The following is a 16955-nucleotide window of genomic DNA, read 5'->3' as shown; positions in this document are numbered from 1 at the left end:
ATTCTACTATAATTTGATAACTTTTTTTACTAAGTCTAATACTTCTTTTGTAGTTTCACATTCCAATGCTTTTTCAGCTAATTCTTGTGTTTCTTTTAAAGTTAATTTTGAAATAATACTTCTTGCTCTTGGAATACTTGTTGCTGACATTGAAAATGCATCTAATCCCAATCCCATTAACAATGGAATTGCATTAGGTTCTCCAGCCATTTCTCCACACATTCCAACTCATTTTTTGTGCTTGTGTGCACCATCAATTGTTAATTTTAATAATTTTAAAATTGAAGGGTTATATGGTTGATATAGATAAGCAACATTTTCACTCATTCTATCAGCAGCCATTGAGTATTGAATTAAGTCATTTGTTCCAACTGAGAAAAAATCTGAGTATTTAGCAAATTTATCTGCATTAACAGCAGCGGCAGGAATTTCAACCATCATTCCGATTTGTAAATCCTTACCAACTTTAATTCCTTCTTTTTCTAATTCTTTTTTAGTTTCTAAAGTGAATTCTTTTGCTTGTTTAAATTCATCAACTGTTGCAATCATAGGAAACATAATTCCTAATGGTCCAAAGGCTGAAGCTTTTAATAATGCTCTAATTTGTGTTTTAAAAATATCTTTTCTATCTAGTGTAAATCTAATAGCTCTATATCCTAAAAATGGATTCATTTCATGTGGGAATTCGAAGTATGATAATTTTTTATCTCCACCAATATCTAATGTACGAATAATTGTAATTTTACCAGCCATTTTTTCAATAACTTTTTTGTATGCAGTAAATTGTTCTTCTTCTGTTGGGAAGTGTGTGTTGTTCATATATAAGAATTCTGATCTAAACAATCCAATTCCTTCTGAGCCATTTTCTAAAACACTCTCAATGTCATTTGTACTACCAATATTTGACTCTAATACAAAATCTTCATAACCATCTTTTGTAACAGTTCCTTTATTAATGAATTTTTTTAGTTCTTCTTTTGTTACATTAAATTCTTCTTGTTTTTTTAATCAAGTTTTTTTATCTTTTGGTTCAACTTCTACATCACCAGTTAATCCATCGATAGCAATTAATTGTCCTTCTTTAACATCAGATAAAATAGTTTTTAATCCAAGCACGGCTGGAATTTCTAAACTTCTTGCCATGATTGCTGCATGTGAAGTTCTTCCTCCCATGTTACATAAAAACCCTTTAACCATTTTGGGATTTAGTTGTGCAGTTTGTGAAGGAGTTAAATCTTCAGCAACTATAATTACTTCTTCAGAAATATTTGCCAAATCAATGATTCTTAGTCCTAGTGAATGTTTTAACATTCTTTCTGAAACGTCTCTAACATCAGCTGCTCTTTCTTTAAAATAAGCATCTTCCATCATTTCAAACATTTCAATATATTTTTTTGAAACATCAAACATAGCTTTTGATACATTTAATTTATCATTTTTAATTAATTGTTTAATGTCATCAATAATTGCTGGATCTTCTAAAATAGACAAATGCGCTTCAAAAATTTCGGCTTTTTCTTTTCCTAATTTTTCTAATGCAATAACTTGCAATTTTTTTAAATCTGTTTTTGTTTCTTCAATTGCTTTATTGACTTTTTCAATCTCTTTTTCTGGATCAGAAATTTTATCATTTTTGATAAAATCTTCAACAGGTTGTTCATTTAGAATATATGCTTTTGCTATTGCAATACCCTCTGAAGAACCAATACCTTTAAATGTTTTTGACATAATTGTCCTCCGTTTATATTTATTAATTATACTTAATTATTATTTGAAAACACAAAAAATGGATTTAAAATAACAAAAAAATAGCGTTGCTATTTTTTAATTCATGAAATTATTACTTTACCTTCACCCTTAAAATTAAATTTCGCTTTTTCTAAATCGCAAATAATTCCTGATTCACCTTTTTTAAATCCTAATTCTAAAACTTCAAATTCACCATCAATAACAGTAAATTGTAATCAACTTGCTTCTTCATACATTCTAAATTTAGTTGTTATTTTTGAATCTAAGATATAAATAGAAAATACTTCAGAGCTAAATACTTTTTCTTTTGCTTCTTGAATTATTTCAGGTTGAATATCTGGCACCAATGTAACATCTAAAGATTTTTGAATATCTAGAGCTCTTTTTTGACCATCTTTATCAACACGATCATAATCATATAATCTATATGTAACATCACTTGATCTTTGTAATTCATATACAACTACATTCGGTGTTATTGCGTGAATTTTTCCTGGTTGAACATAAACAAAGTCATCTTTTTCAACATTAACTTTTTTTAATAATTTATCTCATTCACCGTTATCGATCATTGATTCTAAATCTTTTTTGTTTTGTGCATTATGACCATAAATTAATTGTGCGCTGTCGGGACAATCTAAAATTATTCATGACTCTGGCTTTCCAAGTTGTTTGTGGTTTTTTAAGGCGTATTTATCATCGGGATGCACTTGAACTGAAAGAAAATCTTTAGCAGTAATTATTTTTGCTAATAAGGGATATTCTCCTTGATAATTACCAAATAAATCTTTGTTGTTGTCAAAAACTTCTTTTAAAGATTTGTTTCTAAATCTCCCATTTTCAATATACCCCATTCCATTTTCATGAGCAGATATAACTCATGCTTCACCAATATTTTTAGCATCACCAATATTAAATCCCATTGTTTTTAATTTATCTGATCCCCATAGCTTTTCAGAAAAATGTGGTTTTATTTTAAAAATCTCCATAATTATTAATTTCCTTTGTTTATAATTTTATCTTATATTTATATTGTTTGATAGATTGTTTAAACAAAAAAACGCCGAAGCGTTTTTTTAACTCAAAAATTAAATTAGTGAGTTATCTTTCATTGCTTTTTCAATTGATACGATAGCTTCTTTTTCATCACTACCTGTTGCCATAATAGTAACCTCAGTGTTTGTTTTGATTGCTAAAGCCATGATATTCATAATTGATTTCAAGTTTCCTTCTTTTTCTCCAGATTTAATTTTTATTTCTGAAGAAAATTTTGAAGCTTCTTTTGTTAGTATAGAAGCTGGTCTTGCGTGTAATCCAACTGGATCGATGATTGTTACTTTTAATGAAGTCATAATTCCCCCTATGTGTGTTCTATATTATTTTATCATTTTGTTATGCTATTTTTCAAGAATTTGAATTTAATGGCACCATTTTTATTCCTATTTTTGAATCTGCAAAAGCAACCTTAATAAAGTTACCGACAATATCAATCACAACACCTTCTCCAAAATTAATATGTGTTATTTTTTGATTAGTTTTTGGTGGTTCTTTTTTATTTGTTTGAAATTTAGGAATTGGTGATTGCATTTGTGGTTTAAAAAATGTTGCTTCACTAGGTGAATTAAATGTTAGATTTTCTTGAGATACATATAAGTTTTTATCAATCTGACTTATAAATTGTGAGGGTTGTAATTTTTCATTAGTGATATATGAGAAATCACCATCAACATAAGTAATTTCAAGTTCTTCTTTTGCACGAGTAATTGCAACATAAAATGCTCTGCGTTCTTCTTCTAATTCTTCTTCTCTTCAAATTTTTGATAGTGGAAATATTCCTCTATTTACTCCAACAACAAAAACACATTTTGCTTCAAGACCTTTTACACCATGAATAGTTGAAAGTATAACTTTATTTTTAGTGTCTTCTTTGCTAGAAGAATCACTTAAGGTTTCATTTTGTAAAAACTCAATAAACATATCTTTGGTATTTGATTCATTTGAATATTCTTGAAAGCTAGAAATTAAATCATAATATGATTTAATGTATCTTAATGAATCTGCATCTTCTTCATCCTTCGGATCAAATTTTTTAGCATATTCAAGATCTGTAATTAATTGTTTAGCAATTTCCACCATTGATTTATTTTCATCCATTGACTTAGTTGCTGCAACAAAAGCATCTCTTAAAAATTTTAAATTTTTTGATATTGTTTCAACAACTTCAAAACGATGTAAAAATATATCTAAAATGCTTAAGTTTTCAATTGACGCTGCTAAAAAAATTTTTTCAGCTGTTTTTTCACCAACTCTTGGAATAAATCTAAAAACTCTTTTAAAAGAGTTTTTATCGCCAAATACAACAGCTTTAAGAATTGCTGTCATATCTTTAACAACTGCTCTATCCCTAAATGCCATTCCACCATACACATCAAATGGAATTTTGTTATATTGTAATTCATTTTCAAAATTTTGTGATCATGCATTTATTCTATAGATAATGAAAAAATCAGAATAATTATATTTACCATCTTTTACATATTTGGCAATTTTTTTAGCAACATATTTTGCCTCAAACATTTTGTTAGCAGCGCCCGTTACTAAAACTTTTTCACCGACTTTTATATCAGAAAAAATACTTTTTTCTTCTCTATTTTTATTTTTAGAAATTAAATCATTTGCAATGTTTAAAATGGGTTGTGTTGAACGATAATTTTTATTTAAAAATATTGTTTTTGCATTTTTAAAATTTTTTTCAAAATTTAAAATTATTTCAATTTTTGAACCCCTTCATGTATAAATGTTTTGGTCTGGATCACCAACAACTGTTAGATTATTTCTATTATTAACTAGCATTTTAACTAAGTTATATTGGTTTAAGCTAGTATCTTGAAATTCATCAACCAAAATATAATCATATCTTTCAGATCATTTTTGTACAACGTCTTTGTTATTAGAAAATAATTTTTCAGTTTTAATAATTAAATCATCAAAATCTAAATAGTTATTTTCATTTAAATATTGATTGTATAATTTATAAATTTTAACAATCTGAATATCTGCGTATTTAAAATTATCTTTGGCAGCTGACTCTGGAGATGTTCCATTATTTTTTCAATGGCTTATTTTGGAAACAATAGCCCTTTCTTTTTTGACATCATCAATTTTGTTAGTTTTTATTAATTCTTTTACAATCGAAACTTGATCAGATGAATCTAAAATTAAAAAATCTTTTTTTAAATTAGCATGTGCAAACTCTTCCCTTAAAACCCTTACACACAAAGAATGAAAAGTTGATATATTTTTAGTTTCAAAACCCGAATAATCATAAACTCTATTCTTCATTTCTTTTGCTGCTTTGTTTGTAAAAGTTATAGCTAAAATTTTATTAGGATTAATTTTTTCAACATCAATCAAATAAGCAATTTTTGTTGCTATTACTCTGGTTTTACCAGAACCCGCTCCAGCTACTATTCTTAAAGGCCTCTTAATTTCAAGGACAGCTTCTAATTGATCATTATTAAGTTTTGCTAATAGTTCTTTAATCATTTTCTTCTTCCATAATTTCTTTTAAATTTTCTTTGCTTACAACAAAGGGCATTTCGTCAATCTTCACTTTATCATCAAAATCTTTAATCATTATCTCTATTTTAATAACGTGTAAAACTTTGTTTTTTAATTTAATGTCAATTCAAGAAAGTTTATTTGGTTGTGCTCAAATTGAAATTAATAAAACAATGTATCAAGCACTTGACAACATTTGACCAAAGTTATAAATTATAAAAACAATCGGGTCTTTAGAAAATAAATTTAATTCTAATCCAATTATTTTGCATAAAAATTCTACAAATGCTGGGATTATTAAAAAATAACTTTCTCTTATTAAGAGATTTTTAAAAGTTGGATAAAAAACGTTTTCTTGAATCAAATATAATTTAAAAATTACTTTGCTTAATGTTCGTCCTTTTAATACTCATGGAATAAGTACAAAAAAATAAATAATTAGTAAAACTTGCGAAAGAAAAACAAGCATTGCCCTTAAAATAATATCTATATTTTTTTCAGGTAAATTTTTTCATGAAAAATAATAAATTATCAATAAGAAAGGAAGCATTATTAACACATCAAAAAATCTTGCTGCTAATATTCTTCCTCAGTGTGGTGTTTTATATTCAAATTTTTCATTATCTTTAAATAAGAAATTTTTTTTATTCATAAATTATTTTAAAATTTGTTGTTTAATGTTTGACTCAAAGTTTTCAACTCAATCATTAAAATCAAGATCTTTTTTTCTAGCAAGAATAATGTTATCTTTGATAAATTTTTCACGTTTTTCTTTTCTAAATTTAACTTTAGCAAATTCAACACCTTTTCTAATTAAATTTTTATTACCTTCTCATTTTAGGGTTCTTAATCATTTTAAAATTAAAAGTCTAAAATAAGCATATTTAATATAGTGTTCGACTTCTCTATATTTTCCAACTCTTCTAAAATAATTAAAAATGTGTGTTCATTGATTAATTGTATCAAAAGCAGAATAATCAACTGGTCTAATTGTGTATGAAGAAGCTAAACCTTTTTCAACCCAAATGTATGTTTTAGCTTCTGAGAATACTTTGTAAACAAACAATAAATCAAATCTTTGTTTTCTATTAAATCTAAATGTAAATTCGTTAATAATATCTAATTTAAATAATTTATTAAAAACAATTTCTCCAGTATATGCCAAGGGATTAAAATCAGTTGTTAAATCAAATACTTTATTTGGTTTAACTAAAACATCAACTGGAAGCGGTTGTGTTTTTAGATTCATTACTAATGAATATTCAATTATATCAGGAGCATTTTTTTCGGCAACAATTTTTTCAACACGTTCTACAAAATTAGGATCTAATTCTTCACCATCATTTATAAATTTAATGTATTGTCCTTCGGCCAATTTAATTGAATCATTTCAACTTGAAGATCTACCTTGTGGTTTTAAAGCATGAATTACTTTAATGTTGTCATTTTCAATCATAAGTTTTCTTACATTATTAAAACTTACTTCTTCTTGAGCACCATCAAAAGAATCAACTATAATAATCACTTCATAGTTTGTGCTTGTTTGTTTTTTTATTGAATTAATTGTTCTATTAAAATCATATTTTGTTAGATTTGTAACACATATAAAACTTACTACCATATATTAAGGTCTCCTATATATACTAAATATTATAAACTAAAATAATAAATTGTTGGGTGTTCTTGGGAAAGAAATCACATCCCTAATGTTGGTTGCTCCAGTTACATACATCACTAGTCTTTCGAATCCAAGTCCAAATCCTGAAGATTTGTAATAACCGAATTTTCTTAAGTTAAAGTATCAACTTAGATCATCAAAATTAATACCCAATTCTTTTGAACGAAGGATTAACTTGTCAAAATTATCTTCTCTTTGACTACCACCAACTAATTCACCAATTCCGGGAACTAATAAATCGACTGCTGCAACAGTTTTTTTGTCATCATTTAATTTCATGTAAAATGCTTTAATTTCCTTTGGATAATTAATTAAAAAAACTGGACTTCCAAAGTGTTTTTCACAAAGATATTTTTCATGCTCTGAACCTAAATCTAAACCAAATTTAATATTTTTTTCTTCAAACTCATTTTTATTTTTTTTAACAGCTTCTTTTAAAATGTTTATGGCTTCAGCATAATCTAAAACTTTAAATTTTGAATCTTTGGCAGATTCTAATCTTGAAATTAACTTATCATCAAAAAAGTTTTGACAAGCCTCAAGCTCTTTTCTACCATTTTCTAGAACATATGAAAGCACAGATTTAATTAACTCTTCAATTAAATCAATATTCTCTTTTAAAGAATTTAGAGCAACTTCTGGTTCAATCATTCAAAACTCAGCTGCGTGTCTTGATGTGTTAGAATTTTCGGCTCTAAATGTTGGTCCAAAAGTATAAACTGAGTTTAATGATTGAGCATATGCTTCAGCATTTAATTGACCTGAAACAGTTAAGTTTGCTTTTTTACCAAAAAAATCATCTTCATATTTACCATCATTTCTGGTAGTTACAACAAATGCTTCCCCCGCTCCTTCGGCATCATTTTCTGTAATTATTGGAGTATTTACATAAACAAAATCTTTTTCATTAAAAAACTTATGGATTGCAAAAGACAATAAAGATCTTATTTTAAATACAGCTTGAAAAGTTTTAGTTCTTGGTCTTAATTGCGGAATTTCTCTTAAAAATTCAAGAGATTGTTCTTTTTTTTGTAATGGATATTCTTCAGCACATTCACTTATTATTTCTGAAATTTTTGCTTGAATTTCAAAAGGTTGTGGTCTATTAGGGGTGGGTACTAATTTACCTTGAATATAAACCACCGCTCCTAGTCTTTGTTTGGAAAGTTGTTCAAAATTTTTAGTTTCATTTTTATACACAACTTGGACATCGTCAATTACAGAGCCATCATTTAAAACTAAAAAAGACACATTTTTACCTTGTCTATTTGATCTAATTCTTCCAGTAAATTCAACTTCTTTATTCGCTAATTCTTGAAAGTTTTTTAATAATTCTCTTACTAACATTTGTCCCCCTAATAAAGTGAAAGTGATTTTTTGTCTCTTTTATCTTCAACATTTAAATCATCTAATTTTCATTCACTAATAAGTTTATTATACAATTTAATTATATTTTCTAGTTCTTTTGATTTATTATGTTTAGCTTCTTCAACAATAAAATCTGCTATTTTATTGTTATAAATTTTAAAATGTGTTTTTATTGCTTGTGTGTGCATTGCGTGATTAAAGTTTAAAATTTCATCCCTTATTTCAGAATCAAATTTTTTTCTTGCAATAGCGAGATCATAAGTATCAGAAGTCGGAGTTTGTTTATCATCTTTAGAATGAATAAATAATGTTGGAATTAATTTTAAATCTTTTTGTTTTGTAATTAATTTCATAATATTCATTTCATAAAAATCTAGATTTTCATAACCTTCACTTTTTAACATTTTATTTTGTGATTCCACAAACTTGTTCACTAATTCTTTTCTTTTTGTTTTAGGAACAACTCAAATAAGTTTTTTAGTAAAAAATGCTAAAACAGTTTCAATATTAGTAAAAGCAGAATCTGAAACAATTAGCTTAACATTATTTTCTAAAAAAAATTGATTATATTTGATGCTAGCAAAGTTGACAATAAATGCACCAACGCTTGTTCCCATTAATGCAATTTCATCAACTGAATATTTTTCATTTACAAATTTTATCGCTGCTAATAAATCAAAAGATTCTGTTAAACCCAATGTGCTTGTAGCTTCTTGAGATTCACCATGTCCCCTAAAATCAAAAACAAAAATATTGTATCCCATCTTTGCAAAAACCTTTGCATGATACAATGCTCAATACTTGTGACCAGAAAATCAATGACAAGCAATTAATCATTTATTTGAATCGCGGTTTGGAATATAAAATAAACCTTTTAATTTTTTCCCGTCCTGAGTTTCAAAAACAACATCTTTTAAATTTTCAATATCTTCAATGATTAATTCTTTTCTTTTATAAAACTTCAACATAATATTATTAAATTTAATAATTTGTTTATATGTTGCATTGTCATCATTAAATTCTTCTAGTTGCCTTTTAAGAACACCTCTAACACTAAAATAATTCTCTAAAGAACCATAAAATAACTTTAATGAATTTCTTGTAGTATTAATTAGGTTTTTTTTGTTTTTTTTCATATGCTAACCTTTTGCTTTACTAATTTGTGAAATTAAAATATCATTAAAAAAAGAGTAGAATGCTAAATCTGATATTTTTAAATTTAACCCTGATGGCAAACTAATTATGTGTTTTAAAGTAATATATTTATCAATATTTTTTTTAGGATCGGTTCCACTTAAATAAATAATATTAGAATTTCTTCGGCTTATTTCCCCTAATACTGAATTAATTGAATTAGATTTATATGTATCACGAGCATAAAAAATAAATGTTCAATCATGATTTGCATTGTTAATAATATGATCAAAAACACAATCACCTTTATCAATTAAAAAAGCACTTATATTTTTTTCTCACAAACATCTTCATAATTGCTTTGAAATATCTTCTAATTCTCTTTCTCAAATAACAACAACAACTTTTTTGCTTTTTTCAATTAAGTGAACAATTTCTAGTGTTTCTTTATTGTTAAGAGAATTAAAATTTTCATTAATTGCTTTAATGTAAATATTTTTGATTTCTTCATTTTTAAGTATAGTTTTTTCAGAAGTTCCAGACTCAACATCATATTCTAAACATGATAATAATTCTTTATAACCAGTTAATTTTAACTTTTTTATTATTCCATAAATTGCACTAAAACCTGTATTAGTTTCTTGAGCAAGGTTTTCGATTCTCATATTTAAAGTAACTATTTGAACAGCATTAAGTTTGATATATTCAATTAATACCTGTTCTTTTTTTGTAAATTCATTTGAATTTATTTTGGCTAATCTTGCAAAAAATGATGTCATTTTAATTACCTTCCTTTAAATAGCTTAAACAAAGCCTTGCAATCATTGCAGCGTTATCGGTGCAATATTCCATTTTAGGAACATAAACTTTTAAATTTTTATTTTCAAGTTTTTTGATTTCTTCTCGTAAAAGTGAGTTTGCTGATGTTCCTCCACCTAATAATAGCGATTTAATTTCAGGATACTCTTTGATTGCTAGTTTTACTTTATTAAGTATATAGTTAATACATGTTTTTTGAAATGTTAATGCAAAACTTTTTGTATCAATTTCAGCTCCTAATTTATTTATTAAATTAATTGAAGCAGTTTTAATACCCGAAAAAGAAAAATCATACTTTTCTTTATCTTTTGGTGTTGGCAGCATATATTTTTCTTCTTTAGATTGTTTACTTAACATATCAATTTTGGGTCCGCCAGGATATTCCAAATTTAATTTACGGGCTACTTTATCATAACACTCACCAACAGCATCATCTTGTGTTGAACCAAGTAAGCAAAAATCTAAATCTTTTTTCATTAAATATAGTTCTGTGTGTCCACCACTTGTAATTAAAGCAAGTGCTGGAAATTGAACTTTTGTTTCAATTAAAGAACTATATATATGTCCTTCTAAGTGATCAAGTGGATATAATTTTATATTTAAATAATTTGCAAGTGTTTCAGCAACAATTTTGCCAACTATTAAACTACCAATTAATCCTGGTTTTGCAGTATATGCAATACAATCTAATTCTTCAATTTTGGTTTTTGATTCTAACAAAGCGGTTTCTAAAACTCAATAAAAATTTTCCACATGAAGTCGGGATGCAAGTTCGGGAACAACACCACCAAATTTTTTATGATCTTTTATTTGTGATGAAATAATGTTAGCAACAATTTTTTCATTTTTCAAAATTGCTACTGAAAATTCATCACAACTAGATTCAATTGCTAATATATTCATTATTTTTTAGTAAGTGTTTCAAGTGCAATTTCAACCATTTGCATGAAATTTTTTTCTCTTTCTTCTGGTGTTGTTGATTGATTTTTTTCAATTAAACTATCAGAAATAGTTAATAAACATGCAGCTTCTTTATTTAATATTTTTGCATTTGCAAATAAAGCGGTTGATTCCATTTCAACAACATCTAAATTATGTGTTTTAGCAAAAGTAAATTTAGGATCTTTTCCATAAAATACCTCTGAACAATGTGCATTACCAGAATGTAATTTAATACCTAATTTTTTTGCTGTTATTTCTACTTCATTAAATAAATTTTCAGTTGACCCAGTTGTACTAGTTTCAAAACCCCCAGCAGTTATTGGATACGCACTTTCTGTAAAAGATTGTTTTATATTATAAATATCATATAAATTTAAATCTTTTGTGTAAGTTCCGCAACTTCCAACTCTAATAATTTTTTCAACATCATAAAATTTATACAATTCATATGAATAAATTCCCATACTTGGGATTCCCATTCCACTACTTGCAATAGTTATTTGTTCTCCCTTGTATTCTCCTGTATAGAAAAACATATTTCTAATTGTGTTTACTTGTTTAATATTTTTTAAAAATTTTTCTGCGATAAATTTTGCCCTTAGTGGATCTCCAGGCATAATAACTTTTTTTGATATTTCGTGTTTTTCAGCTTTAATATGTGGTGTCATTTTATTACCCTTTCTTATATGAATATATTTTACAATTTTAAATATATAATATATGTAAATATGGAGAAAATAATGCTTAATTCAAAAAATAAAATATTTTTAATCACGCTGTCTGTTTTGTTTTTAATTGCAATCATCTTGTTTGCATTATTCAATTCGTTAAATGATGACACTTACAAGAAATATAAATTATTAATTATTGGTATTAATCCAATATTATTTTCTGTTTTCTTTGCTGTTTTAAATTATAAAGAAATAGTTTATTTAAAAATTTTTGTTGTTAATAATGATGAAAGAAAATATAAGATTTCAAGTTTTGGATTAATATGAATAATTGCTTTTTGTATTTTTATAACATTTTTACAATTTGTAAGTTTTTTTATTTCATTTAAAGGTGTTGATTTTCAAATTATGACTCATAAAATTTTAATTCCAATATTAGTTATTTTATTATCAAACTTTTTATGTTGCACGTTGTTTGTTAAATTAAACACTTATTATTTAAATAAAAATTAATTTTTTACTAGACAAATTTTATAAATATTTTTGTTTTGTTCAACAAATTTTTGTTCATATTCAGTTGCAATATTTTCTAAATTATTTTCAATATCTTGATATAAATTAGTTGTTTTATAAACTAAGGTAAATTTTGATTTTGTTATTTCTTCTAAAGTAAAGTTATATAGATTTTCATTATCTGTTTTAATTTCAATAACACCGCCAGCCCTCAATATATCAAGATAAATATTTAAAAAATTAATATGGGTTAATCTATTTTTAGAGTGTCTTTTTTTAGGTCATGGATCTGAAAAATTTAAATAAATTTTATCAACTGATGACTTTTCAAAATATTCTCCAAGTTGTTTTGCATTTCCGTTTCAGAATTTTAAATTTTCTAATTTATTGTCAAAGTAAACTAAAGCTTTCTTTAATGCAACACCAATAACTGTTGCCTCTCTTTCAATTGCAATGTATTTAATAGTTGGGTTTTTGTATTTTAATTCAGTTATAAATTTCCCCTTACCGCAACCAATTTCAATATGAAGATGGGAGTCTTTTGCAAAATTCTTAACATCATCTTGAGAATTAATAAAATGTTGTTGATTTTGTTCTATATATTCTTTTGTTCATTGCTTATTTCTAAGTCTCATAAAGCCTCATTTCTAAAATTTTATTAAGTAAATAAATAAACATTCTAAAACAATTGTTATTAATTGTACAAAACCAGTTAATATGGGCAACGAAATTTTTGAATCAGATTTTTTATATTTAAAAGAATAAGTTGGTATTGCAACCGCAATTATTGTAAAAACAAATGACAAGAAAACTACCAATAATGAAAGTGCTAGTGAATACTCAATAAATTTGTTAATGCTATTTAAATCAACAAATAATAATTTTAATAAAATAAAATTAATTATTGATAATAAAAATACCAGTCCCGAAATCCCCAAACAAACCAACAGTTCTTTGCCATATATTTTATAAATTTCATCTCTATCAACTTCTCTTAATGATACACATCGATTTACCACAATATAAGTTTGTGTAAATTTTGTAGATATTAATAAAAAGAAATAAGTTAATGCTGGGATTATCAAAAACATTCTTGTTTTTTGAAATTGATTAAATGCATCAACATCAACTAATTTAATAGTTGCAAAAATTGTAAACTGAATTATCATACCTATAACACCTATACAAAACATCATTAAAAACCTATTCTTTAACAAGCTAAAAATTGATGTTTCAAAATAATCATCATTGTGTGGAACGACTCCCCCAATTTTATAAATATCTTCATTAATCTCTTCTTCAATAACATCTAAAACATCATCAACAGTTATTACACCAACAAGTACATTTTTTTCGTCTACGATTGGCATAGCAGTAACTTCATATTTTTTAAATAACTCAACAATTTCTTCTTGATCTTGATTTGTTTTTAAAGAAATTATTCTTGTTTCCATAATGTCTTTAATTTTAGTTGAATCGCTTTCAAAGAAAATTTCTTTTAAAGTAATTGTTCCAATCAACATGTTATAGTCATTAACAACATAAAACTCTTTAACTTCATTAAATTCTTTTAACTTAATTTTTAAAATTTTTTTACATTCTTTGACATCTAAATTTTCATTTAAAGAAATGAATTCTGTAGACATAATGCTTCCCACACTATCATCATCATGTTTTAATATTTGATTTACTTCACTACGAAGTTCTCTATCCATTGATTTTAAAATCTTAATTGCTGTTTCTTTATCGACGTCTTCTAAAATTTCTACAATTTCATCTGTATCTATTTCTGAAAAAATTTCTTTAAGTTTTATTGAGGATAAACTACTAACAATTTTTTCTTTTAATTCGTTTTTTAAATGTTCAAACATCTCCGCTTGTGCTTCAATATCAAAAAACATGAATACATTAAATGTATAATTAATATCATCAAAATCATTAATTGCTTCGGCGATATCAATAAAATAATATTCCTCTGCCAATTTTTCTAAGTCGCTTTTGCTATTGTTTAAATAAGCAAGTTTAATTTTCGTCTTTATTTCTTCTAACTTTTTCGAATCGTTTAATTCCACGATGTTCTCCCTATTTATTTAACAGATATTTAAGTTCTTTACCAATGTTACTTGGTGTATAGAATTTCTCAAATAATTCACCTTGAACTAATTTTACACCTTTTTCTTTAATTTTTTTAAAATCATTGTATGTCCTTACGTTGGTAAAAATAACTTCAATTCCTAATTTTTCAAAAATATTTTTTGTGCTTTCTATAAAATCAACATAAACTTTTAATTCTAAATACTTAGCTCAATTTTCATTATTAATTCAAACATATGATGGTTTTGTCAACAATACATATTGGATTTTTTCTTTATCAAATTCGTAATTAAAAATAAAAGTTTTAATTCCGCATTGTAATATTTTTTCAATATTTTTTTGAAAGACTTCAACGTTTTTTATTTCAAACAAGTAATCAAATCCTAAATACAAATTTTGAAAATTAACATCATTTTCTTCTAGTTTTAAAATAAATTCTTCTACATCAAATGTTTTTTCACAAAATGTATTTAAATCGTACTTAATAAACACTTTTTTGTTTTTTAGTTTTTCAACATCTTTTTTATAACGCTTAACCCCTATTAAAGAAATGTAACGTGTAAATAAAGAATTTAATTCTAATTTTTGAATATTCCTCATATTTTCTTCAAAAACTTTTTCGGTAATTAAATACCCCTCAAATGCATAATCAATTTCATAACCAATATAATCGCTTGCTTCACAAGAATAAATTGGTTTGTAAACAGGAGTAAATAAATTTAAATCAATTGATGATGAAAGTGCATTTATTTGGTGCTTAATATTTTCATGTTGGTGAATTTTTGCAACATTAATAACGTTTAATTTATCTGCTCTTAATGATTTATTAAATCTTTCGTTATATTGATTAAAATAACTTAATTCTTTAAAGTCATTTGAATCAACTCCAAAAAATGCAACTGAATTTTTTATTTGCAAAGAAATTTTGTAACTGTTATAAAAAAAATCTAATTTTAGTTTACAAATAAGTTCTTCTAGTTGTGGAATACTTTCTCCAATAAATTTTGTAGGATTTTTAATAATCTTTCCATATGTTTCTAAGGGCAAAAATAATCCATAAGTTTTATAATTTTCTTTAAAGAAAACTGCATTAGGAAATTTTTGTACAAATAATTGATAGATTTGATCAGTTATATTTTTCATTATTGATTCACGAGTAGCTGAATTTAAATTTTTTTCGAATAACTCATAGTTAGAAACAAAGAAGTGTATGTATATTCCATATTTAATATTTTTATCAAATATTTGTTCGAGTAAAAAAGAGTTTTTTGAGCTGTAATTTAAATAATAATCATTTTCAAATTTAACAATATTTTTAAGTCTTAGCGCATGATTATAAATTTTTTCAACTATTACAACAAAACCATACAATATATAACCAAGAACTAATCAAACCGACAATATTAACAAAGTGTTTCAATTATTTTCTGCAGATAAATGAGGAATAATTCTAATAAATATGTACATTAAACATGCTAGTGTTGTTGATGATCAAATAACCACTGTGTTTATTTTTCGGTAAACAAATGTTTTTAATATCATTAAAAACAATATTAAAAAATAAGAAATCATTATTAAAATTAAAATTTCTTGATTTTCAATCTGTTTAAAAAATTCTGGCAATATTTTATAAAACGAAAAGATAACTAATAAATTTGTTGCTAACACTATTGCTGATGATCATAAAGAAATAAACACTGTTACGGTTCAAAAAACTAATATGGGCAATAAATAAATAATTTCATAGTTGTTATTTAATAATTCATTACCCTTAAGTGTACCTTGTAAAAAAATATTAAATACAATTGAAAAAAGGGAAAATAAAATTCCCAAAATGATTTCATAATAAATTTTTACACTATCAAAAATGTGTCTTGTAAAACCTCACACGATAATATAAAACAATAAAATTATTGCTATGTAAGAAAGTCCATTGAATACTAATAACTGAAATAATTGCATATTTTCAATACCCTTTCTTAAAAAACAATAAAAAAATGGTGGAGATGGCGGGAGTTGAACCCGCGTCCAAAATACACCAATTAATAACATCTACAGTTTAGTTAATTCTAAAACGTGATCACCAATTAAGAAACTAACAAGCTTAACTCGATGACCTTGGTAATATAATTTTGAACTAATTTATTACCATCATTAATTCGATTGTGTTTATTATAACTATCTTATTCAACACACAACATAAAATAGCTTGAATGCTTTAATCTAAAAGATTAGAAAGCAGCGTATGCTGCTCCAGCTGATGCATTGTTGATCATAAATGCTGGCATTTCAGTTTCGTTTTTTTCTTCGTTTGCGTTTAATCAAACCTAGTAGTAATTATGGTCTACCACACCACTGCAGTTAAAAATCAGAAATATCTTGTCGAATCCAAAACATCCCCATAAAGTTATTATATCAAAATAAAA

General features: G+C 25.5%; 15 protein-coding genes and 1 other RNA gene. 1 reads left to right on the top strand and 15 read right to left on the bottom strand.

From position 1 onward, the window contains the following. Positions 1-6: 6 nt before the first annotated feature. The 11 genes from ptsP to deoD all read right to left on the bottom strand — a co-directional run bounded on the left by ptsP (position 7) and on the right by deoD (position 11919). Positions 7-1728, bottom strand: a complete 1722-nt coding sequence (ptsP, locus tag AACL01_RS00535) for a phosphoenolpyruvate--protein phosphotransferase (RefSeq protein WP_339022924.1) — start codon at positions 1726-1728, stop codon at positions 7-9. A gap of 89 nt (positions 1729-1817) precedes the next feature. Next, positions 1818-2738 (bottom strand): type I phosphomannose isomerase catalytic subunit, encoded by a 921-nt coding sequence (locus tag AACL01_RS00530; protein ID WP_339022922.1) that lies wholly within the window; start codon positions 2736-2738, stop codon positions 1818-1820. A gap of 99 nt (positions 2739-2837) precedes the next feature. Beyond that, positions 2838-3101 (bottom strand): HPr family phosphocarrier protein, encoded by a 264-nt coding sequence (locus tag AACL01_RS00525; protein WP_339022920.1) that lies wholly within the window; start codon positions 3099-3101, stop codon positions 2838-2840. A gap of 40 nt (positions 3102-3141) precedes the next feature. Then, positions 3142-5295 (bottom strand): ATP-dependent helicase, encoded by a 2154-nt coding sequence (locus AACL01_RS00520; RefSeq protein ID WP_339022918.1) that lies wholly within the window; start codon positions 5293-5295, stop codon positions 3142-3144. Further along, positions 5288-5962 (bottom strand): RDD family protein, encoded by a 675-nt coding sequence (locus AACL01_RS00515; RefSeq protein WP_339022916.1) that lies wholly within the window; start codon positions 5960-5962, stop codon positions 5288-5290. The genes AACL01_RS00520 and AACL01_RS00515 overlap by 8 nt, the downstream gene beginning before the upstream one ends. A 3-nt stretch (positions 5963-5965) precedes the next feature. Continuing rightward, positions 5966-6931, bottom strand: a complete 966-nt coding sequence (locus AACL01_RS00510; protein WP_339022914.1) for a glycosyltransferase family 2 protein — start codon at positions 6929-6931, stop codon at positions 5966-5968. A 36-nt stretch (positions 6932-6967) separates the two neighbouring features. After that, entirely contained in the window at positions 6968-8335 is a 1368-nt protein-coding gene (gene asnS, locus AACL01_RS00505; RefSeq protein WP_339022913.1) for an asparagine--tRNA ligase, read from the bottom strand. An 8-nt stretch (positions 8336-8343) separates the two neighbouring features. Beyond that, positions 8344-9492, bottom strand: coding sequence for an alpha/beta hydrolase (locus AACL01_RS00500; RefSeq protein WP_339022911.1), 1149 nt, complete (start codon positions 9490-9492; stop codon positions 8344-8346). Positions 9493-9495: 3 nt separating this feature from the next. Next, the gene (locus tag AACL01_RS00495; protein ID WP_339022909.1) at positions 9496-10269 is read right to left on the bottom strand and encodes a hypothetical protein; all 774 of its coding nucleotides are present in this window, start codon (positions 10267-10269) and stop codon (positions 9496-9498) included. 1 nt (position 10270) lies between these two features. Continuing rightward, positions 10271-11212 carry a tRNA (adenosine(37)-N6)-threonylcarbamoyltransferase complex transferase subunit TsaD gene (gene tsaD, locus AACL01_RS00490; protein WP_339022906.1) on the bottom strand — a complete coding sequence of 314 codons (942 nt, stop codon included), beginning with the start codon at positions 11210-11212 and terminating at the stop codon, positions 10271-10273. Further along, the gene (gene deoD / locus AACL01_RS00485) at positions 11212-11919 is read right to left on the bottom strand and encodes a purine-nucleoside phosphorylase (RefSeq protein ID WP_339022904.1); all 708 of its coding nucleotides are present in this window, start codon (positions 11917-11919) and stop codon (positions 11212-11214) included. The genes tsaD and deoD overlap by 1 nt, the downstream gene beginning before the upstream one ends. 72 nt (positions 11920-11991) lie before the next feature. On the opposite strand from deoD, the gene AACL01_RS00480 reads away from it, so the two are divergent. Continuing rightward, positions 11992-12435, top strand: a complete 444-nt coding sequence (locus AACL01_RS00480; RefSeq protein ID WP_339022902.1) for a hypothetical protein — start codon at positions 11992-11994, stop codon at positions 12433-12435. Here AACL01_RS00480 and trmB read toward each other — a convergent pair. The 4 genes from trmB to ssrA form a co-directional block, all read right to left on the bottom strand. Then, positions 12432-13070, bottom strand: coding sequence for a tRNA (guanosine(46)-N7)-methyltransferase TrmB (trmB, locus tag AACL01_RS00475; RefSeq protein WP_339022900.1), 639 nt, complete (start codon positions 13068-13070; stop codon positions 12432-12434). The genes AACL01_RS00480 and trmB overlap by 4 nt on opposite strands. 12 nt (positions 13071-13082) lie before the next feature. Further along, positions 13083-14507, bottom strand: coding sequence for a magnesium transporter (locus AACL01_RS00470; RefSeq protein WP_339022899.1), 1425 nt, complete (start codon positions 14505-14507; stop codon positions 13083-13085). A 10-nt stretch (positions 14508-14517) separates the two neighbouring features. After that, positions 14518-16491, bottom strand: a complete 1974-nt coding sequence (locus AACL01_RS00465) for an EAL domain-containing protein (RefSeq protein WP_339022898.1) — start codon at positions 16489-16491, stop codon at positions 14518-14520. 36 nt (positions 16492-16527) lie between these two features. Further along, positions 16528-16930, bottom strand: a transfer-messenger RNA (tmRNA) gene (gene ssrA / locus AACL01_RS00460). Between the last annotated feature and the right edge of the window lie 25 nt (positions 16931-16955).

It is taken from the genome of Spiroplasma endosymbiont of Crioceris asparagi (genome assembly GCF_964020035.1).
Lineage (GTDB): Bacteria > Bacillota_I > Bacilli_A > Mycoplasmatales > Mycoplasmataceae > TIUS-1.
Note: the sequence above shows the minus strand (reverse complement) of the source record. Positions and strands in the feature narration are given on the sequence as shown.